Origin of the sequence: Kitasatospora sp. NPDC002227 (assembly GCF_040296285.1) — a bacterium.
Lineage (GTDB): Bacteria > Actinomycetota > Actinomycetes > Streptomycetales > Streptomycetaceae > Kitasatospora.
The window spans coordinates 249,998-272,808 of sequence record NZ_JBEOWY010000001.1; the positions used below are offsets into that span (position 1 = coordinate 249,998).

20 protein-coding genes and 1 pseudogene are annotated in these 22,811 nt (G+C 72.0%); 9 read left to right on the forward strand and 12 right to left on the reverse strand.

The window, feature by feature from the left end; translation table 11 throughout:
- Window positions 1-35: 35 nt before the first annotated feature.
- The 5 genes from ABT095_RS01065 to ABT095_RS01085 all read right to left on the reverse strand — a co-directional run bounded on the left by ABT095_RS01065 (window position 36) and on the right by ABT095_RS01085 (window position 2,483).
- Window positions 36-197 carry a sigma 54 modulation/S30EA ribosomal C-terminal domain-containing protein gene (locus ABT095_RS01065; protein WP_350527108.1) on the reverse strand — a complete coding sequence of 54 codons (162 nt, stop codon included), beginning with the start codon at window positions 195-197 and terminating at the stop codon, window positions 36-38.
- Complete coding sequence (locus tag ABT095_RS01070) at window positions 187-441, reverse strand: hypothetical protein (protein ID WP_350527109.1); 255 nt, start codon at window positions 439-441, stop codon at window positions 187-189. The genes ABT095_RS01065 and ABT095_RS01070 overlap by 11 nt, the downstream gene beginning before the upstream one ends.
- 138 nt (window positions 442-579) lie before the next feature.
- A complete protein-coding gene (locus ABT095_RS01075) occupies window positions 580-837 on the reverse strand; it encodes a hypothetical protein (protein ID WP_350527110.1) in 258 nt (85 codons plus the stop codon).
- Between the two features lie 407 nt (window positions 838-1,244).
- Window positions 1,245-1,904 carry a CBS domain-containing protein gene (locus ABT095_RS01080; protein ID WP_350527111.1) on the reverse strand — a complete coding sequence of 220 codons (660 nt, stop codon included), beginning with the start codon at window positions 1,902-1,904 and terminating at the stop codon, window positions 1,245-1,247.
- A 132-nt stretch (window positions 1,905-2,036) separates the two neighbouring features.
- On the reverse strand, window positions 2,037-2,483 hold the full coding sequence (locus ABT095_RS01085; RefSeq protein WP_350527112.1) for a universal stress protein: 447 nt from the start codon (window positions 2,481-2,483) through the stop codon (window positions 2,037-2,039).
- A gap of 353 nt (window positions 2,484-2,836) precedes the next feature.
- On the opposite strand from ABT095_RS01085, the gene ABT095_RS01090 reads away from it, so the two are divergent.
- Window positions 2,837-4,447, forward strand: a complete 1,611-nt coding sequence (locus tag ABT095_RS01090) for an oleate hydratase (RefSeq protein WP_350527113.1) — start codon at window positions 2,837-2,839, stop codon at window positions 4,445-4,447.
- A gap of 94 nt (window positions 4,448-4,541) precedes the next feature.
- The gene (locus ABT095_RS01095) at window positions 4,542-5,162 is read left to right on the forward strand and encodes a hypothetical protein (protein WP_350527114.1); all 621 of its coding nucleotides are present in this window, start codon (window positions 4,542-4,544) and stop codon (window positions 5,160-5,162) included.
- Between the two features lie 278 nt (window positions 5,163-5,440).
- On the opposite strand, the gene ABT095_RS01100 is transcribed toward ABT095_RS01095, so the two are convergent.
- From ABT095_RS01100 to ABT095_RS01115, 4 genes and pseudogenes are all read right to left on the reverse strand, one after another.
- Window positions 5,441-5,941 carry a hypothetical protein gene (locus tag ABT095_RS01100; RefSeq protein WP_350527115.1) on the reverse strand — a complete coding sequence of 167 codons (501 nt, stop codon included), beginning with the start codon at window positions 5,939-5,941 and terminating at the stop codon, window positions 5,441-5,443.
- A gap of 95 nt (window positions 5,942-6,036) precedes the next feature.
- Window positions 6,037-6,984: pseudogene (locus ABT095_RS01105) on the reverse strand (pyruvate formate lyase family protein); the annotation flags it as partial.
- Window positions 6,985-7,014: 30 nt separating this feature from the next.
- The gene (adhE, locus tag ABT095_RS01110; protein WP_350527116.1) at window positions 7,015-9,663 is read right to left on the reverse strand and encodes a bifunctional acetaldehyde-CoA/alcohol dehydrogenase; all 2,649 of its coding nucleotides are present in this window, start codon (window positions 9,661-9,663) and stop codon (window positions 7,015-7,017) included.
- A 240-nt stretch (window positions 9,664-9,903) separates the two neighbouring features.
- On the reverse strand, window positions 9,904-10,764 hold the full coding sequence (locus ABT095_RS01115; protein ID WP_350527117.1) for a universal stress protein: 861 nt from the start codon (window positions 10,762-10,764) through the stop codon (window positions 9,904-9,906).
- 647 nt (window positions 10,765-11,411) lie between these two features.
- Here ABT095_RS01115 and ABT095_RS01120 point away from each other — a divergent pair.
- From ABT095_RS01120 to ABT095_RS01140, 5 genes are all read left to right on the forward strand, one after another.
- Window positions 11,412-12,464 carry a beta-ketoacyl-ACP synthase 3 gene (locus ABT095_RS01120; RefSeq protein WP_350527118.1) on the forward strand — a complete coding sequence of 351 codons (1,053 nt, stop codon included), beginning with the start codon at window positions 11,412-11,414 and terminating at the stop codon, window positions 12,462-12,464.
- A gap of 30 nt (window positions 12,465-12,494) precedes the next feature.
- Window positions 12,495-12,752 carry an acyl carrier protein gene (locus ABT095_RS01125; protein ID WP_350527119.1) on the forward strand — a complete coding sequence of 86 codons (258 nt, stop codon included), beginning with the start codon at window positions 12,495-12,497 and terminating at the stop codon, window positions 12,750-12,752.
- A gap of 69 nt (window positions 12,753-12,821) precedes the next feature.
- Window positions 12,822-14,675 carry a ThiF family adenylyltransferase gene (locus ABT095_RS01130; protein WP_350527120.1) on the forward strand — a complete coding sequence of 618 codons (1,854 nt, stop codon included), beginning with the start codon at window positions 12,822-12,824 and terminating at the stop codon, window positions 14,673-14,675.
- The gene (locus ABT095_RS01135; protein ID WP_350527121.1) at window positions 14,672-15,709 is read left to right on the forward strand and encodes a 3-oxoacyl-ACP synthase III family protein; all 1,038 of its coding nucleotides are present in this window, start codon (window positions 14,672-14,674) and stop codon (window positions 15,707-15,709) included. The genes ABT095_RS01130 and ABT095_RS01135 overlap by 4 nt, the downstream gene beginning before the upstream one ends.
- Before the next feature lie 374 nt (window positions 15,710-16,083).
- The gene (locus ABT095_RS01140) at window positions 16,084-16,254 is read left to right on the forward strand and encodes a universal stress protein (protein ID WP_502884778.1); all 171 of its coding nucleotides are present in this window, start codon (window positions 16,084-16,086) and stop codon (window positions 16,252-16,254) included.
- 116 nt (window positions 16,255-16,370) lie between these two features.
- Here ABT095_RS01140 and ABT095_RS01145 read toward each other — a convergent pair whose 3' ends face one another.
- On the reverse strand, window positions 16,371-16,787 hold the full coding sequence (locus tag ABT095_RS01145; protein WP_350527122.1) for a GNAT family N-acetyltransferase: 417 nt from the start codon (window positions 16,785-16,787) through the stop codon (window positions 16,371-16,373).
- Window positions 16,788-17,100: 313 nt separating this feature from the next.
- On the opposite strand from ABT095_RS01145, the gene ABT095_RS01150 reads away from it, so the two are divergent.
- Window positions 17,101-17,916: a universal stress protein gene (locus tag ABT095_RS01150; RefSeq protein ID WP_350527123.1), complete on the forward strand. Its 816-nt coding sequence runs from the start codon at window positions 17,101-17,103 to the stop codon at window positions 17,914-17,916.
- A 15-nt stretch (window positions 17,917-17,931) separates the two neighbouring features.
- Here the strand turns inward: ABT095_RS01150 and ABT095_RS01155 are convergent, their stop codons facing one another.
- Both ABT095_RS01155 and ABT095_RS01160 read right to left on the reverse strand, forming a co-directional pair.
- Window positions 17,932-18,612: a CBS domain-containing protein gene (locus ABT095_RS01155; protein WP_350527124.1), complete on the reverse strand. Its 681-nt coding sequence runs from the start codon at window positions 18,610-18,612 to the stop codon at window positions 17,932-17,934.
- A gap of 5 nt (window positions 18,613-18,617) precedes the next feature.
- Window positions 18,618-21,338: a bifunctional acetate--CoA ligase family protein/GNAT family N-acetyltransferase gene (locus ABT095_RS01160; protein WP_350527125.1), complete on the reverse strand. Its 2,721-nt coding sequence runs from the start codon at window positions 21,336-21,338 to the stop codon at window positions 18,618-18,620.
- A 233-nt stretch (window positions 21,339-21,571) separates the two neighbouring features.
- On the opposite strand from ABT095_RS01160, the gene ABT095_RS01165 reads away from it, so the two are divergent.
- Entirely contained in the window at window positions 21,572-22,765 is a 1,194-nt protein-coding gene (locus ABT095_RS01165; RefSeq protein ID WP_350527126.1) for a ricin-type beta-trefoil lectin domain protein, read from the forward strand.
- Window positions 22,766-22,811 lie beyond the last annotated feature (46 nt).

Here is a 22,811-nt window from a genome sequence, read left to right on the forward strand (position 1 = left end):
TCCCCGGTGGCGGGCCGCACGCGAAGCCGTTCCCGCTACCGGACCGGAGTGATCAGGCCGTAGTGGCCGTCGTACCGGTGGTACAGCACGTTCCCGCGCCCCGTGGCCGCGTCGGTGATGAACACGCTTGGCCAGCCGCCGAGTTCGAGCCCCTTTACCGCCTCGCCGACCGCGAGCACCAACACCTCAAGCGGCACCCACCGTCAGCCCGACCATCGGCGCCACCGCCGCCCAGGCATCCTGCCTGGGCAGGCTGTAGGACTTGTGGCGCACGATCCGCCGGTCCTCCGGCTGCCGGTCGAGCCGATGCGGGCGGTGCTCCTGCTCGGCCATGGCCCGGCGCGGTGGGGCAGCGAGCTGCCGGTGGCCCGAGCGGTGCCGACGGACCCGGTCGAGCCGGTCCGTCAGCCGGTCCTTGAGCAGGTCGATCGCCTCGGCCATCACCTTTCAGGCTGTCGCGCGGGCCGCTCCGGTCCCGAGGGCCGAAGGTCCTCGGTCCGCCGCCGGGGGACCCGGACCTTCCGTGTCCCGACCGGGGACCAACGGTGCTCTGTATCCCGGTCGGCCGCATTTCGGTGGTCATGCCCGGAACTCCTCCACCGCCCGGCGCACCTCGGCGACGACACGCGGCACCGCGTCGGCAAGGGGATCGGCCAGCAGGCGGTCGATGTCGACGGTGACCCGGTGGATCAGGCCCGGCTCACCGGGGTGGCCGTGCACGGCGTCGACCACGACCGCGAGGTCCGCCCCATCCCACGGCTCCACCGCCCGGGTCACGATGTTGCGGAACGGGTTGGCGCAGCGCGGGCCCAGCCCGGCCTGCGCGGCCCAGGGCACGTAGCGGCTCGGGCAGGCGGGAGCCGCCCAGGTTCCACCGGGCCGGGGGGCCGGTCAGCTTGGTGGCGCCCGTCGAGCGTCACGCGCAGGGCGGCAGAGTATGGCACCTGCCGCTCCCGAACGCGTTCTACGACAAGGTCAGAGCCCGCGGAGCCGTGCCTGGCTGCGAGAAGAGGTTGAAGAAGCAGGTCGCCTGGTAGAAGGAGCTTCGGGCTGAGGTAGCAGCCGAAGCGAGGCAACTCCGGGAGGACGTCGAGGCGCTGGTCCGGGCCCTGCACCAGTCCCAAGCGGAGGACCGACATCTCCGGCGCCGACTCAGAGAAGCCACAGTTCCGCCGCGGCTGCCCCGGAACCGACGCCGGGGCAGCCGCGGTCACGGCTCTGGACACCGACCGAGGCAACCCTGGTCAGCGGACCGGGGCATCGGTGCGGTAGTCGAGGCGGTTCGTCACATCGATGACACCGTCCACGCTCCGGCACAGCCGTTCCACCACCGGTACCAGGGCGCGGTGCTCGACCGTGCCGTTCAGGGTGACCCGGCCCTCGTTGACCCGAACGTCGACGCTGCCTGGGGCGAGCCCCAGGGTGCGGTCGAGGATCTCGTGCGTGAGCTCCTCCTTGATGGCCCGGTCGTGGCGGAGGAAGACGCGTAGCAGGTCGCTTCGGCTGACGATGCCGACCAGGCGTCCGGCCTCGTCGACGACGGGCAGGCGCTTGAGGTGCTCGCGCTGCATCAGGCGGGCGGCCTCGACCACGGTCCACTCGGGCCGGGCGCACACCGCCGGGCTGGTCATGAGGTATTCGGCGGTGGCGGCGCGGCTGCGGGTCTGCTCGTCGGGCGACAGCCGCGGGGTGAGCAGCAGTCCGGCGGGGTCCTCCTGGGCGGCCTCGTTGAGCAGCAGGTCGGCCTCGGAGACCAGACCGATCGGCCGCTCCTCGTGGTCCAGGACCGGCACGGAGGTGATGTCGTGTTCGGCGAGCAGGCGGGCGATCTCCTTGAAGCCGGTGTCGGGCCGGACGGACACGACGGCCCGGGTCATCAGCTCTCCCACGATGCGGTGTCGCATGATCGGCTCACTCCTTCTCTGGGGCCGGCGGCCCCGAGGGCCGCGCGGTCGGGTGCAGTGGATGCGGTGCGGTGCGGTGCGGTGTGGCGTCCGGCTCAGGTCCTGGACGGGCGGTGTCGTGGAGTCGGGTTATCAGTCCGTCGAGTGGCGGACCACGACGACGGGGCACGTCGCGTGCTGCACGCAGTGGCCGCTGACGGAGCCCAGCAGCGCGCCGACGAAGCCGCCATGGCCCCGGCTGCCGACGACCAGGAGGTCGGCACCCCGAGCCGCCTCCAGCAGGCGGGGTACGGCGCCGCCCTGCACCACCCGGGGCCGGATCTCGACCGGGCATGCCGCGCCGGCCGCCTGAACGACGGCGTCGTCCAGCACTTTGCGTGTGATGGCGGCAAGGTCCTCGTCGGCCTCGATCGGCACTGTCCAACCGGTGGCAACCGGGTGCTGCCAGACGGCGAGGGCCTCGATGACGGCGCCGCGGGTGCGCGCCTGTTCGATGGCCCAGCTCAGCGCGTCGATCGAGGACGGCGATCCGTCCACGCCGACGACGATCCGCCGCTGGGACTCGTTCTGCTCGGTCACGGTGATTCCCCTTCTCGTTGTGGTCGTCTCCACCATCGGTCGGCCGGCAGGTGGTGGCGAAGGGCCGAGGGGGTCGCCGTGCCGGGACTTTCAGCCCCGGTGCGAGACGGCTGCTGCGCCTGGGACCGACAGGCCGGGACCTGGCTCCCTGGACGCACCACAGCGCGCAGCCCGCCCGGTCACCGGCACGGCCGAGGACGACCGGGATCTGCGCCGAACACCTCGAGGCCGTGCCGCCGGGACCGTTGTTCCCCAACCAGTGACCAACGGCCCAGAGCCCGGGCAGCCGGCCCGGAGCAGGCTGTCATCCACACCCCGATCAGCAGAGCGCCGCTCGGACCGGCCGCTCGGGCATGAACACCACTTTTCGTACAGCAGAGTTGAGGAGCATTCCGATGGCAAAGGCCTACCTGGTGGGCAGCGGCATAGCCGCCCTGTCCGCTGCGGCGTTCCTGATCCGCGACGGCGGCTTCGCCGGGAGCGACATCCACCTCTTCGAGGAGCAGGAGGAGGTCGGCGGCAGCCTGGACGCGGGCGGCACCCCGGACGCGGGATACACGATGCGCGGCGGGCGGATGTTCGAGGCCCAGTTCCGCTGCACCTACGACCTGCTGTCCGGCATCCCGTCGCTGGACGACCCGTCGGTCTCCGCCACCCAGGACGTCTACGACTCCCACCAGGAATCCCCCTGGGACGACGCCACCCGCCTGGTGGGCGAGGGAGGAGCGATCCGCGACGGCCACGCCTTGGGCTTCTCCGAGCACCACCGCGTTCAGCTGGTCAAGTGCCTGGCCACACCGGAGCGGATGCTGGACGGCAAGCGGATCACCGACTGCTTCCGCGAGGACTTCTTCACCACCGACTTCTGGTACATGTGGTGCACCACATTCGCCTTCGAACCCTGGCACAGCGCGATCGAGTTCCGCCGCTACCTGCTGCGCTTCGTCCACCTGTTCCCCGAGTTCGAGACGATGTCCGGGATCTACCGCACCCGGTACAACCAGTACGACTCGATCGTCCGCCCGCTGACCGCCTGGCTGCTGGAGCGCGGCGTGCGGATCCACACCGGCCACCGGGTGACCGACCTGTCCTTCCGGACGGGAACGGGCACGAACGTCGAGCGCATCCACTTCGCGGGGCCGCACGCCGACCTTCCGGTCGCCCCGGACGACTTGGTCTTCGTCACCAACGGCTCGATGACCGCCGATTCCACCCTCGGCTCGCACACCGCCCCGCCGGAAGGCCCGCACACCTCGCGCAGCCCCTCCTCCTTCCTGCTCTGGCACCGCATCGCCCGCGGCCGCGAGGACTTCGGCCGCCCGGAGGTGTTCGATCGCAGCATCGCCGACTCCACCTGGGAGTCCTTCACCGTCACTGCCAAGGACCCGGCCTTCCTGGACTGGATGGAGAACTTCACCGGCCGTGCCACCGGCCGTGGTGGCCTGCTCACCCTCACCGACTCCCCCTGGCTGCTCACCGTCGTGGTCAACCGCCAGCCGGTCTACCAGCAGCAGCCCGAGGGCGTGTCCGTCTGGTGGGGCTACGGCCTCTTCCCCGACAAGCCCGGGACGTACGTCCAGAAGCCCATGCGGGAGTGCAGCGGGGAGGAGATCCTCCAGGAGGTCCTGCACCACCTGGCCGTGGACACCGCCACCGCGGAGCGCGTCGCCGAGGCATCCACCGTCATCCCCTGCCTGATGCCCTACATCACCAGCCAGTTCCTGGTCCGCAGCCACGGCGACCGCCCGCAGGTCGTACCGAAGGGCTCGACCAACCTCGCCTTCATCGGCCAGTTCGCCGAGGTACCCGACGACGTCGTCTTCACCGTCGAGTACTCCGTACGCACCGCCTGGACCGCAGTGACGCAGCTCCTCGGCCTCGACCGGCAGCCCCCGGCCGTCCACAAGGGGCACCACGACCCGCACGTCCTGGCCGAGGCCCTGCACACCATGCACCGCAAGTGACGGTGGGGGGACCGCAGCCGCCCGCCTACCGAAGCACACACCCGCGCATCACCAACTCGCCGTTCCGGCAGTAGAACCAGCAGAGGAGCCCGTCATGTCCGTCCACCACGCCCACACCCCCAGGATGCCCCGCCGCCTCACGGCCAGGTTCCACCGCACCGCACGGCCGGCCGACCGAGCCGCCGTCGTCGGCACGGTAACCACCACGGCCATGGCCCTGGCCGCCGCCCGGGTCAGCCTCGGCTTCGTGTTCCTGTGGGCCTTCCTCGACAAGACCTTCGGCCTCGGCTACGCCACCAAGGGCGCCGCCGCCTGGGTCAAGGGCGGCTCGCCCACCAAGGGCTTCCTCAGCCACGTCTCGGCCGGCCCGCTGCAGTCCGCCTTCCACCAGTGGGCCGGGCAGACCTGGGCCGACTGGCTGTTCATGCTCGGCCTGCTCGGCATCGGCCTCGCTCTCATCGGCGGGATCGGCCTGCGGATAGCCGCGGCGAGCGGGTCCCTCCTGCTGGCCATGATGTGGACCGCCGAGTGGCCGCCCGCCCGCCACCTGGCGGCCGGCGCCGCCAGCGGCTCCACCAACCCCGTCGTCGACTACCACCTCGTCTACGCCCTGCTGCTGATCGTGTTGGCCGCCACCGCCTCCGGCAACAGCTGGGGGCTGGGCCGCCGCTGGGCCGCCCTCCCGATCGTGCGCGACCACCCCTGGCTGCGCTGACCCCCACCACACCCGCAGTGGCCGACCGCGACACGATCGCGGCCGGCCACTGCGGTTCTGCATCGCACGGATCTCGTCCGCTGCCAGGTGGCCATGACCCCGGTTCGGCGACCCGGAGGCGCGCACGGATAAGCCCTCGGCATCAGCCGCATTCAGACGCGTCTCGAGCCAGGCCGGCGCCTCATCACCGGCACGCGGCGCGGGCACGACGAAGCTCCGCGGTCGGTGGCCGAGCTGTGGGGCTCGACGGTGCCGGGGAGCGGGTGTGACAGGCTCGATCAGACGGCGTGCAAGCCGTGGGCGGCGAACACCGCGCGGGCCGCGGCCACTTGGTCGCGGGTCGGCGCCGGTGTGTCGGCGAGGGTGAACTCCACGCCCAGCGAGCGCCATTTGGCGGCGCCGAGCTTGTGGAAGGGCAGCACGTCGACGCGGGCGACGTTGCCGAGGGAGGCGGCGAAGGAGGCGGCGAAGGAGGCGGCGCCCTCGAGGTTCTCGGGAAGGTCGGTGAGCCCGGGGACGAGGACGAAGCGGACCCAGACCTCCGTACCGAGGCCGGCGAGGCGCCGGGCGAAGTCCAGGGTGGTAGTGAGCCGCTGCCCGGTCAGGTGCCGGTGGAGCGCGCGGTCCCAGGACTTGATGTCGAGCAGGACGAGGTCGGTGTCGGCGAGCAGCTCGTCGGTGGCGCGGATGAACTCGGTGTACTTGGCGGCCTCCTGGACGATCTCGTCGGCGGTGGTGCGCCGACCGTCGCGCCGGTGGGTTTCGGGGGACTCTGCCATCCCGGTTCTCCTTGCACAGAGACGCGGTGCCGACGCCCGTGGTCGGGGAGGGCGTCGGCACCGCGTGCGGGTGAGCGCTGCTACAGCGCGTTGTGGCGCACGATCCGCAACTTGATGACGAAGTCGTCCACCAGCTCTTGGGCCTGCTCCTCGGTCAACTTGCCGGCGTCGAGGTCCCGTTGCAGGTAGATGTCGAGGAAGGTGGAGGTGCGGCCGAGCGACATCGCGGCGCCGTTCTGCTCCTTCACTGCAGCCAGGTAGGCGAAGTAGAGCCACTGGACCGCCTCGCGGGCCGTCGTGGCGGGGCCGGAGACATCGTGGCCGTAGCCTGCGGCCATCTGCTTCAACTCGCCGAGTGCCCTGATCTGCTCGGCGAGTTCCTCGCGCTCCCGGATGGTCTCCTCCAGCAGCGACGGATCGTGCGGCAGGTGGTCCAGTTCGGCCTTCTCGGCCCGCTTCGCCTCGATCAGCCGGTCCACGCCGTAGAGCGGCACCCGGCGGTAGTCGCCGATGATCCGGCCGCGCCCGTAGGCGTCGGGCAGGCCTGTGATGACGCCGGCCTTGCGGGCGGCGAGGATCTCGGGCGTGTAGGCGTCGAAGACGCCGCCGTTGTGGGTCTTGCGGTACTCGGTGAACACCTTCTCCAGTCCCGGGTCGACCGGGTAGCCGTAGGTCTTCAACGCGCCGGCGACCATCCGCCAGCCGCCGTAGGGCATGATCGCGCGCTTGAGCGGGGCGTCGGTCTGCAGGCCGACGATCAGTTCCCGTTCCCGGTCGATGTATCCGGGCACGTGCGCGGTGATGCCGGCGGGGATGTCGTACGCGACGTCGTACACGCCCTTCGCCCGTTCCTCGGGGAAGCGGTCGGTGATCTGCTGCCAGACCGAGCGAGTCCGCTCGGTGGGCCCGGCCAGGAAGGAGGCGTCTCCCTGGTAGGGGGTGTAGTTGTGCTGGATGAAGTCGCGCACGTCGATGGCTTCGCGCCAGCGGTCGCCCTGGAATCCGTGCCAGGCGGTCGCGGTCCCGTGCTGCTGTGTGGTCATGGTCGGGGTGCCCCTCTGCTCGGGTGGTGGTCAGGACCGGTCGCCGTAGTACGCCTGGCGCATCAGCTGCTGCATGTCGGCGAGCAGCGGCATCCGCGGGTTGGCCGGGGCGCACTGGTCCTCGTAGGCGTTCATCGCCTGCTGCGGCAGGGCTGTCAGGAAGGCCGTCTCGTCGATGCCGACCTCCTTGAAGGAGCGCGGGATGCCCACCCGGTCGCGCAGTTCCTCGACCGCGGTGGCCAGGGACTCGACGCCCTGCTCGGGGGTGCCGGCGGACAGGCCGAGCACCCGGGCGATGGCCTGGTAGCGCTCGGGGGCCGCGTAGCTGCGGTACTTGGGCCAGCTGGTCACCTTGGTCGGTGCCGTGCCGTTGTAGCGGATCACGTGGGGCAGCAGCAGGGCGTTGGTGCGGCCGTGGGCGACGTGGAAGGTGGCGCCCAGGGTGTGGGCCATGGCGTGCACGACGCCGAGGAAGGCGGAGCCGAAGGCCATGCCCGCGATCGTTCCGGCGTTGTGCATCTTCTCCCGGGCGACGGGGTTGTCCGGGCCGTCGGTGACGGCCTGCTCCAGGTTGTCGAAGATCAGCCGGACGCCCTGCAGGGCCAGGCCGTCGGTGAAGTCGTTGGCGTAGACCGAGACGTAGGTCTCGATGCAGTGGGTGAGGGCGTCGAAGCCGGTGTCGGCGGTGACGTCCTTGGGCAGGTGGGTGGTGAGCGCCGGGTCGACGATGGCCACGCTCGGGGTGAGCGCGTAGTCGGCCAGCGGGTACTTCTGCCCCGTCGCGGTGTCGGTGATCACCGCGAACGGAGTGACCTCGGCTCCGGTGCCGGAGGTGGTCGGGATGCAGACCAGCTTGGCCATCCCGCCCAGGTCGGGGAAGGTGAAGGCGCGCTTGCGGATGTCGAAGAACTTCTCCTTCAGGTCGGCGAAGTCGACCTCCGGGTGCTCGTACATCAGCCACATCACCTTGGCCGCGTCCATCGGCGAGCCGCCGCCGAGCGCGATGATGGTGTCCGGCCGGAAGCCGCGCATCAGCTCGGCGCCCCGCCGGACGGTGTCGATGCTCGGATTGGGCTCGACGAAGTCGACCACCCGGACCTCGACCGGATCGCGCCGGCGGTCCAGGACCGCCCGGATCCGTTCCAGGTGGCCGATCTCGACCATGGTCCGGTCGGTCACGATGACGATCCGGTGGGCGTTCGGCATGCTCGCCAGGTACTTGACGCTGTTGCGCTCGAAGTAGATCTTCGGCGGGACCTTGAACCACTGCATGTTCGTGTTGCGCCGCCCGCTCCGCTTGATGTTCAGCAGGTTCAGTGCCGAGACGTTCCCGGCCACGGAGTTGTGGCCGTAGGAGCCGCAGCCCAGCGTCAGCGAGGGGGTGAAGGCGTTGTAGACGTCGCCGATGCCGCCCTGCGAGCTGGGGGCGTTCCAGATGATCCGGCAGGCCTTGACGGCGTGGCCGAACTCCTCGACGAAGGCCGCGTCCTCGGTGTGCACCGCAGCCGAGTGCCCCAGCCCGTTGAACTCCACCATCGCCGCGGCCAGCTCGACGCCCGCGCGGCGCGAGGAGGCGGTCAGCACGGCCAGCACCGGGCAGAGCTTCTCCCGGGTCAGGGGCTCCGACGGCCCGACCCGCTCCGCGTCCGCCAGGATCACCGAGGTGTCGGCCGGCACCTCGAACCCGGCCGCCGCGGCGATCTCGTGGGCGCTGCGCCCCACCGCCTCGGTGTTCAGCCGCTCGCCGGAGCAGGAGGCGCCCCCGTCGGCTGCGGGGAACAGGTACCGCTCCAGCAGCGCCTTCTCCTCGGCGCTCGCGTGGTGCGCCTTCAGCGCGCGGAACTCGGCGACCGCGGCGTCGCGGATCTCCGTGTCCAGGATGACGGCCTGCTCGGAAGCGCAGATCATCCCGTTGTCGAAGGTCTTCGACAGCACGATGTCGTTGACGGCCCGCTTCAGGTCGGCGCTCTTCTCGACGTAGGCGGGGACGTTGCCGGCGCCGACACCGAGCGCGGGCTTGCCGCAGGAGTACGCGGCCCGGACCATCGCGTTGCCGCCCGTCGCCAGGATGGTGGCCACATCCGGGTGGTTCATCAGGGCCCGGGTGGCCGCCATCGACGGCCGCTCGATCCACTGGATGCAGAACTTCGGCGCTCCGGCCGCCACCGCGGCGTCCCGCACGATCCGGGCCGCCTCCGCCGAGCAGCGCTGCGCCGCAGGGTGGAAGGCGAACACGATCGGGTTTCGGGTCTTCAGTGCCAGCAGGCACTTGAAGATCGTGGTGGAGGTGGGGTTGGTGACCGGGGTGATGCCGGCAACCACGCCGACCGGCTCGGCGATCTCCACGATCCCGTCGATCTCGTCCCGGCGCACCACTCCGACGGTCTTCGTCCGGGCCATCACGTGGGTGACGTTCTCGCAGGCGAACACGTTCTTGACGGCCTTGTCCTCGAACAGGCCGCGCCCGGTTTCCTCCACCGCCAGCGCGGCGAGGCCGGTGTGCTGCGCCAGGGCGGCCAGGGACGCCTTCTTGACGATGTGGTCGACCTGTACCTGGGTGAAGTCGGCGTAGTCCCGAAGAGCCGTCAGCGCGTGGGCGACCAGGCTGTCCACGGCGGTGGTGCCGGCCGGGGCGGGGGCGGGAGGATTCGGTTCCTCGGCCTGCGGGCGGCGGGGCATGGCGGGACCACCTTTCGGTTCGTCATCCGGGGGGATCGTGCGCTGGCGGGCGTCGCCCGTGCTGGCACCCACAGCCTTCCCGAGCGGCACCGCGCGGGGAGGTGGCCGTTGGGGTACGCCTGCGGGCCGAAGGTCCCTCGTCCCACCGGCTGCCGGGGCCACCACCCCCGGGGTCGGACACGCCGGCGGCCGTGGCAGGACCTGGTGTCGGTCCTGCCACGGCCACGATGGCGTTGTCGGTCAGTCGTGCGGCACCACCGCGACCGGGCTGTGCGCGTGGTGCAGCACCGCGTGGGCCACGGCGCCCAGTCCGGGCACGGCCGGCCGGGTCTTCGAGGTCCGCCGGCCCACCACCGTCAACGAGGCGCTGCGGGAGGCTTCCACCAGTGCCCGCCCGGCCGGCCAGGCGGTCACCTCAGCCTTGACGGGCACCTCGGGGAACTTCTCCCGCCAGGGTGCCAGCGCATCCTCCAGCCGGGCCGGCGCCTCCGCTGCCAAGGCCTTCATGATCTCCGGCGGGTCTGCCGGAGCCGCCGTCACGTACCGTCCGGTGGACAGGCTCCGGCTCTCCAACACCCGCAGCTTCGCCCCCCGTACAGCGGCCTGCTCGAAGGCGAAGGCGAGTACCTCGCCAGAGAGCCGGGCGCTGTCCACCCCCACCACCACGCCCGACTGCACTCCGCCGTCGCCCTCCCAACCCTGCCGGACCAGGACCACCGGGCAGGCGGCGTGCGCCGCCGTGCGCAGCGCGACCGACCCGACCAGCAAGCCGGCGAGCCCGCCGAGCCCGCGCGAACCGAGCACCAGCAGTCCCTCCCGGTCCCCTGCGGCAGCCAACGCATTTACGGGGTGGCCGGGCACATGCTCGCAGGAGATCTCCAGGCCCGGCAGCAGGTCCGAGAGGAGGTTCCGCAGTTCGAGCACCGGCCGGGGCAACGACTGCGCCCGGTCCGTGGGCTCCGGCAGCAGCGCCGGCTCCGCTCCACCGGCGTGGATCATCCGCAGTGCACAGCCGCTCCGCTGGGCCTGGCGAGCCGCCCACTCGGCCGCCGCCGCGCTCTGCACCGAGCCGTCGACTCCCACCACCACAGCGTGAGACATGATCACGACCTCCTTCGTCCTGCGGTCGCGGACCGGTGCGCGCGACCTCGTGTCTGACGGACAGGCTCGCGGCCGGCGACGGCCGGCCACAGAGGCCGAGCAGCCCCCGACCGGTCCCGAAGGTCCCGTCACGCCCCGGGTGCGACTGCCACCGGGAAGTCGGCGTGGCACAGAACAGCGTGGGCCACCGGGCCGAGCAAGCCGACCCGATCCGCCGGGCGGCGGCCGATCACCAAGGTCCCGGCCCGCGGGAAGATCCCGGACTGAGCGTTCCCCCGAACAGCGGCAGGCCTTTGGCGTCCACCACCAGATGCCGCTTCCTTCCGTCGATCTTCTTCGCCGCGTCGTAGCCCCGCGAGTCGCGGCCGCCTTCACCCGCCCCACGCGAACCGGATGCGCACAGTTGCGGGGTCGGCCACCCTGCATGCCACCACACATCGATGAACTCCGCCGTTCGCCCGTCGGAGTGATCATCGAAGTAGGTAGCATCCGTAGCATTTTCTGGCCATCGGCGTCCTGATCTGCGCAGATCTCGATCTTGCGCATGCAACTCCCGACCGTTCGACCTCGAACCCGAGATGATCTACCGTCACATCCTCCCTACAGTCGGGCTGTCCTCTTCGCGGTCGATCTTGGTGAGGTTACGGGTGTCCGACGAACTCGGCTCTGCAGCAGCGGTGTTGGAGGGTCTGGGCGGGTGGGTGCCGCCACGGGCGGTGACCAATGGCGAGCTGCCCGCCGCCTGGGAGGTGGACGACGCCTGGGTGCGCCGGCGTACCGGCATCACCACCCGGCACTGGGTGGAGCCGGGCACCTCCACCGGAGAGGCGGCCGAGCACGCCGCGCGGCGGGCGTTGGCGTCGGTCGGCGGCGCCCGGGTGGACGCGGTCATCGTGACCTCCTCCACCCCGGACCGGCCGATGCCCGCCATGGCGCCGCAGCTCGCGGCCCGGCTGGGGCTGACAGGCACCGCGGCGTGGGACCTCTCAGCGGCATGTGCCGGCTTCGTCTACGGGCTGGCCACCGCCGCGGGCGTGATCCGCGCCGGTGTCGCGGAACGGGTCCTGCTGGTGGCGGCCGAGGTGTACTCCACGCTGATCGCCCCCGACGACCGCAGCGCGGGGGTGGTGTTCGCCGACGGCGCCGGAGCCGTGGTGCTGCGCCGCGGCTTCGCCGGGGAGCCGGGCAGTCTCCTGGGCTTCGACCTCGGCAGCGACGGGAGCGGCCACCGGCTGATCGAGGTACCCGGTGGCGGCGCGCTGGAACGAGCCAGGCCGGAAGCCTACGGCCCGGCCGACCGCTACTTCCGCATGGACGGCCGCGCGGTCTTCCAGCACGCCGTGACCCGGATGACCGAGTCCTCGCGCACGGTCCTGAAGAACGTCGGCTGGGCCCCGACGGACATCGACCGGCTGGTCGCGCACCAGGCCAACGCCCGCATCCTGAGCGCGGTGGGCGAGCGCCTGGACCTCCCCGCACAGCGGTGCGTGAACCATGTCGCGAAGGTCGGCAACACCGGCGCGGCCTCCATTCCGCTCGCTCTCGCCGACGCGGCCGCCCGCCAGGACCTGCGTCCGGGGCACCGGGTGCTGCTCACCGCCTTCGGGGCGGGACTCACCTGGGGCTCGGCCGCCCTGCTGTGGCCCGATCTCACCCCCGGCGCGCCAGTGTCCGGCACCTCGATCCTCCCCTCCCCCTGAACGACCGCACCGTCTCCGAAAGGGCACCCCGTGTCTCCTGTCCAGACCTCCCTGCGCTCCACTCTGACCGGCAAGTTCGACGTCCCGGAGTCCGAGATCGTCCCGGACGCCACCCTGGAGAGCCTGGGCCTGGACTCGCTCTCGCTCGCCGAACTCGCGCTCATCCTGCAGGAGGAGCTCGGCGTCGAGATCCAGGACGACGAGGCCGCCGCCAGGACCACCGTCGGCGAGCTCACCCAAACGCTCGCCACCAAGTACGCGGCGACGCCCGGCCCGACAGCCCGATGACGGCCGGCCACACCCCACCCCCGACGCGCGGCCGTACCGCGCGTGCCGAGTTCACGAGAAGGGACAGTCATGCCGGCTGAACGCATTCCGTCCGAGAGGGGATGGCACATCTCCGCGCTCCACCTCCCCGAGGACCTCGCGGCTGACGACCCGCTGGTGACCGAGACCCGGAACCTGCGAGCCCGCATCCTGTACGACCGCGGGCGCCGCCCGGACTTCCGCAGGCCGGAGGGCGACTACACGGACGACCAGGACCTCGACTTCGGCGCCTGGCACGTGTTCGCCAGGCGCCGCCCGCACGAGCGCCCGCTGGGATACGTGCGGCTCTCGACCCCGCAGACGAGCGCACTGTTCCAGAGCAGGGCCTACCTGGGATCGGAGCACTTCGAGGAGGTACTGCGGGAACACGGTCTGGGCCCCGCCGAAACGTTTGAGCACAGCCGCCTCGTCGTCGAACACCACGCCCGCAAACTTGGCCTGGGGGTCCACCTCAACGCGGTCGCCATCGCGGCCGCACGACACCTCGGCGCCAAGGCCATGATCGGAACCTCGGGCACCGCCGACGGCCAGGACCTGTTCCACGAGCGCTTCGGCTTCCGCCCTCTGCCGGGGACACGCCGGTACGTCGAGCAGTACACCGAGGACGTCGTGGCCATGCTGTACCGGGCAGTGGACCCGGCCGGTGAGTACCACGCCCTGGTCGAGCTCCTCGAGGAGGAGTTCCCCGCCTTCGTGACCTCCGTCGACCGCCTGCGCACCGCACCGGCGCCCACGGGACACACCCGAACGGCACCCGGCGCACCCGCTACACACCCCCACCCCGCACCCGCCGCCGGAGCCGACTGCTGGCAACCGGTGCTGTTCGACCTGGCGAACGAGCCCGACGCATCTGCCTTCGACACGCTCCTTGGATCCGGCCGGGTCCGCGAACTGCTCGACACCGTCGAGGAGCAGCTGACAGAGCTGGTGACCAGTCGCGACCCCTCGCTGCGCCGCGATGCCGGGGCTCTGTCGGACGCCGTCGCCGAGCAGTTGACGGGAAGCGGACTGCGGGAGTACGGGACGTGGGTCTGGTACCCGTGGTCGGGCCGGCTCGTGCACCTGCTGCCCCGCGAGGAGTTCCGCCTGGTGCGCACCGACCGCAACCGGGGCCGGATCGAACGGCCCCAGCAACGAGAGCTGCTGGGGCGCCGAGTCGGCGTCATCGGGCTGTCGGTCGGCAGCAGCGCCGCCCTGACCTTCGCCATGGAGGGCATCGCCGGGGCGTTCAAGCTGGCCGACTTCGACGCCCTCAGCCTCTCCAACCTCAACCGGCTGCGGGCCGGTGTCCACCACCTGGGGATCAACAAGTGCGTGATCGCCGCCCGGCAGATGGCGGAGATCGATCCCTGGCTGGACATCGAGATCTACCCCGGCGGCCTGACCGACGAGACGATGGAGGACTTCTTCACCGGCGGTTCCGGGCCGATCGACCTGCTGGTCGAGGAGTGCGACACCCCGTACGTGAAGTTCGCCGCCCGCGAGCGGGCCCGAGCCCTGGGCGTTCCGGTCGTCATGGACGCCAACGACCGGGGCATGCTGGACATCGAGCGTTTCGACCTGGAGCCCGACCGGCCTCTCCTGCACGGGCTGCTCGGACCGACCACCGCACGCGATCTCGCGGACCTCACCCACCAGGAGACGGTGGACACGATCCTCGCCATGGTCGGCCGGGAGACCATCAGCTCCGACATGGCCGCCGCCATCCCCAGGATCGGTACCACGCTGAGCAGTTGGCCCCAACTGGCCTCCGGCGTCGCGCTGGGTGGTGCGCTCACCGCGGAGGCGGCCCGCCGGATCCTGCTCGGCCTGCCCCGCCCGTCAGGGCGGTACTACGCCGACCTCGAGGTCCTCACCTCCGCCGACCGGAGCACTGTCGCATGACCACCACCACCGACCCGCGGGGCACGGCCGCCCACACCGGTGACGGTCTGCAGGTCCCGTTCGCGATCACCGGCACGGGCATCCACATCCCGCCCGGCGTGGTCACCAACGACGACCTCTCCCGTACCACCCAGCGCAGCGGCGACTGGATCACCGCCCGCACCGGCATTCACGAACGCCGCCGGCTCGCGCCGGAGCTGGCCACCTCCGACATGTGCGTGGCCGCTGCCCGCCCCGCCCTGGAAGCAGCCCGCGTCCCAGCGTCCGGCCTGGACGCCGTCGTCGTGGCCAGCTACACCCAGGACCAACCCATGCCCTCGACCTCACTGATCGTCAAGGACGCCCTCGGCGCGCACCGGGCCTTGGCCCTGGACGTGGCGCAGGCAGCCTGTGCGGCCGGGGTCCACGCCGTACTCCTGGCCGCACACCTCCTGCAGAACCCTTCCATCGCCACCATCCTGGTCATCGGCGCCGACTGCGCCTCCCGGCTCACGCGGCCCGGCGACCGCACCGCCGGAGTCTTCTTCGGCGACGCCGCCGCAGCCGTGGTCCTGGCCAAGAGCCGGACGCCGGGCGCCGGACTGCTCTCCTACGACATCGGCTCCGAGCTCTCGTACGCCGTGCAGATCCCCGCGGGCGGCTCCCGACTCCCCACCAGTGCAACGACACTCGCCGACGGCACCCACTACGTCAGCATGGACGGCCACGCCGTCTGGGACACCGCCACCACCCGGCTGCCCGAGAGCATCGCCAACGCCACCCGCCACGCCGGCCTCAGGCCGCTGGACATCGACCACTACTTCCTCCACCAGGCCAACCTCAACATCCTCGACGCAGCCCGAACCCGCCTCTGCATCCCCGCCGACCGCGTCCCCGTCACACTGGACCGCCTCGGCAACACCGGCGCAGCCGGCATCTTCACCGCCCTGCACCAGACCGCCTCCACCGGCCGGCTCCGCCCGGGCGACACCTACGTCATGTCCGCCATCGGCGCCGGATTCCACTGGGGCACCCTGTGCCTACGGCAGGCCTGATCCAGGGATTGTCGAGGGTCACAGCACAAGCCCTCGACACCGGGGCCAGGTCCTCGGCCCTCTCGCGAGCGGTCACGATCAGTAGTACCGAGCGGTGTGCCGCCAACGGCTCTCGCCGTTCCCGTTCGGCGCTCCTCGTCGCATCTCATCGTCATCGCCGCCGCATGTGCACCGGTGGTGAAATGATCTTCTTCGCAACCCCTATTTCCGCAGGTCGGAAGCGCATTCAATCGGACATGCGACCTGCAAGACTCCTCCGACCTGCGGAAACTGACCCGAAAGGTGGGCATCCCGGGGGCTGCCAGAGCGCGACGGCCTGGACCACAACGAACAGGACGGCTCGCTCACCATCCAGCCTCGACCTGCGCCCGGAGGTGCGCTTCGGCGGCGCTGCCCGAGCCCTGGTCGCGGCCGGCCCGGCGGCCGCTCTGGTGGTCGTCGGCCGCCGGGAGCGGCGGCACGAGGTCGGCCCGCGGCTGGGCCCCGTGGCCCACACCGTCCCGCACCACTCCGTCGCCCCGGTGGCGGTGGTCCCGCACAGCTGACCGCCGCACCGGCCCCGGGCCGGCCCCTGGCCTCCCCGCACCTCCCCGCACCTCCCCGCACCTCCGACGCCGGGGCGCCAACCACCCGGTACGGGACGGAGATCCGTTACGTCGGTCTACAGCTGATCGAAGGTCCAGGTGAGTACCACCTGCCCCGGCTCCGGGACGCCGCCGGTGCGGCGGTACGTCGCCAGTGCCGCCGCATTCTCCTGATCCGTGATCGTCCACAGGCCGTAGCAGCCCCGTTCACGTGACAGGTCCGCCAGCGCCGACACCAGAGCCCGGCCGACCCCACGCCCACGGAACGACTCGTCCACGCCCAGCTCGTACAGGAACATCTCCGTCCCCTTGTCCGGATGGGTCATCTCGACACCGGTGACCATCCCCGCCGGTACGTCGTCAACATAGGCGATCAGGAGGTGATGGCCTTCGTCCGCCAGGAACCGTTCAGTGGCCTCCCGCCCTGGGGCGGTGTCGAAGAGATGTCCAGCGGCGTCGGCCGCCTCGACCTGAGTGACACGACGGATCTCCATCCGAGGATCCTGGCACGTTCCGGCACCGGGAGGCTACGGCGCCAGGCCGTTTCCTGCGGATCATCCGGCTGCGGACATGGACGGCAGACGGGACCTGGGAGCGGGTGTTCACCGCGCTGCTCGCCCAGGCGGACGCGGAGGGCGGCCAGGAGCCCGGCCGGAGGCTGGGGAAGGCTCGGAGGCACTGCGGGACCGGATCGACCACGAGCTCGGTCGGACGGCGGTGGTGCCCCGCTCCGGCGGGCGGGTGCTCGTCCGGTGAGCGGCATAGCCTGAGGACGGGACTGTTCGACGTAGCGCGGAGGTGCCGAGGATGAACCGATTCGTCGTGGTGGGCGTGGACCCCTCGGGGGCCAGCCGGGCCGCCGTCGACTGGGCGGCGGACGAGGCCTCGCGCCGACGGGTGGGCCTGCGGCTGCTCCACGCCCGGTCCGGCGGCACGACCGACGACGAGGCCCAGCTGCTCGACCAGGAGTGGGCCCGGATCGCCGCACGCTGCCCGGAGGTGGCCGTCGAGGCCGAGCTGGCGGAGGAGGCCACCCCGCGCGAAGCACTGACCGGGCCGGCGGACGACGCTGAGCTGCTCGTGGTCGGCGCCCGGGGTTCCGGCGGGTTCCCCCAGCTCCTGGTGGGGTCGACCAGTCTCCACGTCGCCGCCCACGCGTCCTGCCCGGTGGTCGTGGTGCACCCGGTGCCGGTGCCCTCCGGCGGTGTGGTGGTGGGCCTGGAGGGCAAGGACGAAGAGGCTCCCCTGCTCGAGTACGCCTTCGAGGCGGCCCGGCGGGAGTCCCTCCCCGTCACGGCGGTCCACGCCTGGAGCTATCCGCTGCTGCTCGGCCCGGGACACGAGCTCCCGCCGGTCTACGAACAGGGGCACGTCGCGGCGGAGCACGAGCGACTGCTCACCGAGCTGCTGGCCGGCTGGCGCGAGCGCTTCCCGGAGGTGGCCGTCACCCCGTCGGTGGTGCGCTCCGGAGCGGCGAAGGAGCTGGTCGCGGCGACAGCCGCGCACCGGCTCGCCGTGGTCGGGCGCAGCGGCGAGCCGAGCGGGCCGCTCGGGCGCCTCGGCTCCACCAGCCAGGCCGTCGTGCAGCACGCCGGGTGCCCGGTGGCCGTCGTTCCGCTGTGACCCGGCCGTCCCCGCTCAGCCGACCGGCGACGCATCGGTGTCGTCGACGTCCCAGGAGAGACCGTCCGCAAGGCCGGTGACACCCTCGATGCGGGCGATCTGCAGGCAGAGCGCGGCCGCGTCGCTGCGGGTGCGCGTGCGCCCGGACACTGCGACCCGGCCGCGCTCGCAGCGGATCCGGAGCGAGTTCGGAACGACGCCGCTGCCGGGGGTGAGGGCGAGCGCGAGCGCGTCAGCGCGGATCGCCTCGTCGTCCTCGCGCAGCGCGTCGAGCAGGTCCTGCGCGGAGAGCAGGCCGATCAACCGGCCGTCCCCGTCCACGACGGGCAGGTGGTGCACCGCGTTCCCGCTCAGCAGCGTCACCGCCTCGGCACAGCTCATGTCAGCGGTGGCCGTGACGGCCGGGGCAGTCATGAGGTCCCGGGCGAGCAGGGCGCCCGCACGGTCCCCATCGGCATAGGCCGCGAGCAGGTCGGAGACGGCCACCACACCCGTCATCGTGCCGTCGGGCGACACCACGGGCACGACCCCGCGCTGTGAGGCGCTCAGCACGGCGACCAGGGTGGCGAAGTCGGTGCCGGGGGTGACGGCGACCCTGGGACCGCCCATGCAGTCGCGGACGCAGGCTCGGCCCGCCGGCCGTGCGGCGGCGGGGAAGGTGTCGGCCGCCGTGCCATCGAGGATGCTGTGCTTCACGGGGCTCACTGCTCCTCAGCAGCGGTCGGCCGCCGCAGCCGCCGAAGGTAGGGGTCGTAGGACGGCCGTGCCTCGAGCCGCACCCTGGCGTCCACGCAGAGCGCCCCGTCGGGCCGGACGATGACCGGGTTGAGATCGGCCTCCGCGAGCTCCGGGACGTCCTCGGCGAGCCGGGAGAGCCGCGCGAGGACGGACCGGACGGCGGCGAGGTCGACGGCTTGCCGCCCGCCCTGGCCCAGCAGCAGGGGTGCGCTCCGGAGTTGGGTCACCATGGTGGTCAGGTCGCGCTCGCTCAGCGGGGCGAGCCTGGCCGCCCGGTCGGCCAGCACGTCGGCGGCGGTGCCGCCCAGGCCGAGCACGACGAGCGGGCCGAACACCTGGTCCTGGACCACGCCCGCGAGCAGTTCCAGCCCCGGCGCGGCCATCGGCTGCACCACCGCTCCGGCCAGCTCCGCGCCGAACTTCTGCGTGAACTCGCGGTAGGCGGCGCGCACTTCGGCCTCGGTGGCGAGGCCGGTGCGGACCGCGCCCGCCGCGCTCTTGTGCACCTGTCCCGGCCAGTACGCCTTCAGGGCCACCTTGCCCTCGTGCCCGAGCCGGAACAGACCGGCAGCGGTGACCGCCGCCGTGTGCTCGTCGCGGGCCCACACCGAGGTGGTCAGCGGCAGACCGTAGCTCTCCAGCAGGTCCGCAGTGGACAGCGGGTCGAGCCAGCCGCCCTCGGGGTGGGCGGTGAGCCAGCCGTCCACCAGGCTCCGTGCCGTGCGTCGGTCGCAGCCCGGGGCGTCCACGGGCACAGGTGCCGGCTCGGCGAGCCAGCGGGCGCGGTCCCGGGCGTGTGCGAAGGCCTGGGCGGCTGCGACGGTGTCGGAGTAGACGGGCAGCGCACCGCCGTCGGCGCAGGTCAGGTACCGGACGGGCACCTGCTGGTCGAGCAGGACGGCGGCGATCGGGACACGACGCCGGGCCGGGCCCTCCAGCAGCGCGCGCACCGGGCCGTCGTGCCGGTTGGCGCTGAGCGCGGTCGGCACCAGACAGACCAGGATGGCGTCGACGGCCGCCTCCCGTTCCAGGGCCCGCAGCAGGTGGGTGAGCTCCTCCGGCCCCACCGCCGCCGTGGTGTCCACCGGGTTGCGGACGGAGGCGCCCGGCGGCAGCCACTCGGCGATCTCCTGCGAGAGCTCGGGGAGCACGAGCCCGGCCTCGGCACAGGCGTCGGCCGCCAGGATGCCGATGCCGCCGGCATTCGACACCACGGCGACGGCCCCGCGCGGGGCGGGCAGCGGCTGCGCGTGCAACAAGGCTGCGGCGGCCACGAGTTCGTCGATGCTGCGGGCCGCCGTGATGCCGGCCTGCCGGAACAGCGCCTCCCTGGTGACGGTGGGGGTGGCGGCCGCGGCCGTGTGTGAGGCGGCGCCGCGCCGGCCCGCGTCCGAGCGCCCCGCGTCCACAGTCAGCACCGGGATCGAGCGGGTCACCCGGCGGGCGGTGCGGGCGAAGGCGCGCGGACTGCCGAAGGACTCCAGGTGGAGCAGCGCGAGGTCGGTCCGGCCGTCGGCCTCCCACCACTGGAGCAGGTCGTTGCCGCTGACGTCGTACTTGTCACCGAGAGAGACGAAGCTGGACACCCCGACACCCAGCCAGGCCAGTCGCTCCAGCAACGCGATGCCCACTCCGCCGCTCTGCACCGCCACCCCGGCCGTCCCGGGCAGCGGGAAGGCCTCGCCGAACTCCGCATCCAGCCGCACGCCCGAGTCGGTCTGGGCGATCCCGAGGCTGTTCGGGCCGACCAGGCGCATGCTGTGCCGACGGCAGGCCCGCATCAGGCGCCGGGCGTCCTGCGGGCCCAGGCCGGAGGTGAGCACGACCAACGCCCTGACCCCGGTGGCTCCGCACTCCTCGGCCGTCTCGCCCACGGCCGCGGCCGGGACTGCCAGCACGGCGAGATCGGGCACCTCCGGCAGCAGCCCGACGGAGGGGTAGACGGGCTCACCGTCGATCTCCTCGGCGTACGGGTTGACGGCCCAGACCTTTCCGGTGAAGGCGCCCCGCCGGATCTTCCCGAGCACCGTCCTGCCGACCGAGCCCTCCCGCCGGGAGGCGCCGATCACCGCGACCGAGGCCGGGCGGAGCAAGGCCGCCATACTGGCCACGTCCGCCTGCCGGCCGCGCACGTCCACCGCCGTGCGGTACTGCTCGGCCGACTCGTCGAGCAGCACCCGAAGCCTGACCTCACCCTGTGTGAAGCTCCGGTGGACCGGTAGTCCGAGCGCCGCGAAGACGCCGTGGACGGCACGGTTGCCGAACAGGGTGTCGGCCTCGAAGGACCGGATTCCGGCGGCCCTGGCAGCATGGACCAGGTGTTCGACCAGCAGCGTGGCCACACCGCGGTGGTGCCAGCGGTCGGCCACCGCGAGGGCGAGCTCCGCGGTCTCCGGTGGTTCGTCCAGCAGCTCGCAGTCCGCCTCGCCGACCAGTTCCTCCCCCGCCCAGGCGCCGAGCGCGAGGAGACCCGGCCGGGGCGGTCCGCACAGCCAGTCGGCCGCCTGCGTCGGCGCGTTGCGGCTGATCCCGAAGAACCGCATCCGGAGGCTCTCCTCGGACATCCCGTCGGTGTACAGGCCGAGCACCGCTTGATGGTCCTGCGGGCCGAGCGGCCGGATCTCGATCGTGGTGCCGTCGGCGAGCAACGCCTCGGCGGTCTGCGGTGCGTGGGACGTGGCCATGGCACAACTCCTCCGCTGTCACCTGCTTCCCCTCCAGCCTCCGCTCCCCTGGCCGCACCCGAAAGGGCCGACCGGCCCCGCCCTCCCGCCGAACGGCGTCCACCACCCGGGGACGTACCTGGCCGGCTGCTACGACCGCGCGGTTGCGGGCCGTGACCGGGCAGGCGATGGTCTCGCTGGGGGATCCGTGCGGCGTCGGCTCCCGGTCGCCGCTGACCTGTCGGGAGCATTGGATGTCGCACCCCTCCCGGCGCCGTGCCATGTGCGCGGTGCCTCTCGCCTGCCTCGCCCTCACCGGCCTACCAGCCGGGGCAGCCCCGGCCGTCGCGAAGTCAGCGCCGCCGACCGCCGAAGCCCAGCCCCGATACGGACAGACACCCGGCTCGAACTCCTACTGGACCATGCCGGGCGACACCGCCCTCACCGAGGTCTCCTTCCGCACCACCGTGGTCACCACCCCCGGCGATGGTGACGTCTTCTGGTCGAACCAGTTCAACTTCGACGGGAACCTCTCCTACATCGGGCTCCAGGACAAGCAGCAGAACGACGGCCTCTTCAACTGGTCCGTCTGGGCCGACGCCGACCTCCAGTTCGCCGACGGCACCCAGGGCTCGCACTGCTGGAACAACACCGGCGAGGGCCAGCACCTCCAGTGCTCCAACAACACCGTCAACCAGGGCCGCCCCATCACCGGCCACACCTACGCCATCCAGGTCCGGATCAACCCCGCCACACACTGGGTGACAGCCACCGTCACCGACGAGACCGCCGGCAGCTCCTTCGTCCTCGGCTCGGCACTGCTCCCCAAGTCACAGCAGATCAGGCGTGATTGGAACAGCTGGGTGGAGTACTTCGACTGGAACAGATCCGCCTACACCTGCAACGACAACGCGTACTCCAAGAACCGCTGGGGCCCGATGACCGGCAACGACGGCGCTCTCACCGCCACCAACAGCGGCACCTCGACCAGCGGCACGTGCCAGGACATGATCAACCAGCAGAAGCAGCCCGACGGCACCGTGCTCACCGAACTCGGCATCGGCCAGTCCGCCCGCTGGCCACTCCGCTTCGCGAACGGCGCCTGCCTCGACCGCGGCGGCACCAACGGAGCCATCACCTACCGCTGCGCCACCAGCCCCAACGCCAACCAACTCTTCGTCTTCGCCCGCGACGGCAGCCTGCACACCGCCCAGGGCAACGAGTGCCTGGCCGCACCACCGACCGTCGGCGGCGAAGTGGTGCGCGCCGCCTGCGACGGCTCCGCCGCCCAGCGGTGGAGCTACGACAGCGCCCGCCATGCCGTGGTCAACCCCGCCGGCTGGGCACTCACCTCCAGCACCGCCGGGAGCAATGGCAACTCGGTGACCGCACAACCCGCCAACGGCCGCCCCGAACAGACCCTCACCCCGGTCGTGCGGACCGACTGATGCTCCTCGGTCGCGGGGCGGCCATCCGCCCGGGACAGGCAGCAAG

Bases quoted from the DNA above. Each gene is read 5' to 3' on its own strand.
- ABT095_RS01160 (WP_350527125.1), bottom strand. From the start codon at position 21,338: ATGGCCACGTCCCACGCACCGCAGACCGCCGAGGCGTTGCTCGCCGAC.
- ABT095_RS01165 (WP_350527126.1), top strand. From the start codon at position 21,572: ATGTCGCACCCCTCCCGGCGCCGTGCCATGTGCGCGGTGCCTCTCGCC.
- ABT095_RS01135 (WP_350527121.1), top strand. From the start codon at position 14,672: ATGACCACCACCACCGACCCGCGGGGCACGGCCGCCCACACCGGTGAC.
- ABT095_RS01130 (WP_350527120.1), top strand. From the start codon at position 12,822: ATGCCGGCTGAACGCATTCCGTCCGAGAGGGGATGGCACATCTCCGCG.
- ABT095_RS01095 (WP_350527114.1), top strand. From the start codon at position 4,542: ATGTCCGTCCACCACGCCCACACCCCCAGGATGCCCCGCCGCCTCACG.
- ABT095_RS01115 (WP_350527117.1), bottom strand. From the start codon at position 10,764: ATGTCTCACGCTGTGGTGGTGGGAGTCGACGGCTCGGTGCAGAGCGCG.
- ABT095_RS01145 (WP_350527122.1), bottom strand. From the start codon at position 16,787: ATGGAGATCCGTCGTGTCACTCAGGTCGAGGCGGCCGACGCCGCTGGA.
- ABT095_RS01100 (WP_350527115.1), bottom strand. From the start codon at position 5,941: ATGGCAGAGTCCCCCGAAACCCACCGGCGCGACGGTCGGCGCACCACC.
- ABT095_RS01080 (WP_350527111.1), bottom strand. From the start codon at position 1,904: ATGCGACACCGCATCGTGGGAGAGCTGATGACCCGGGCCGTCGTGTCC.
- adhE (WP_350527116.1), bottom strand. From the start codon at position 9,663: ATGCCCCGCCGCCCGCAGGCCGAGGAACCGAATCCTCCCGCCCCCGCC.
- ABT095_RS01070 (WP_350527109.1), bottom strand. From the start codon at position 441: ATGGCCGAGGCGATCGACCTGCTCAAGGACCGGCTGACGGACCGGCTC.
- ABT095_RS01090 (WP_350527113.1), top strand. From the start codon at position 2,837: ATGAACACCACTTTTCGTACAGCAGAGTTGAGGAGCATTCCGATGGCA.
- ABT095_RS01150 (WP_350527123.1), top strand. From the start codon at position 17,101: ATGAACCGATTCGTCGTGGTGGGCGTGGACCCCTCGGGGGCCAGCCGG.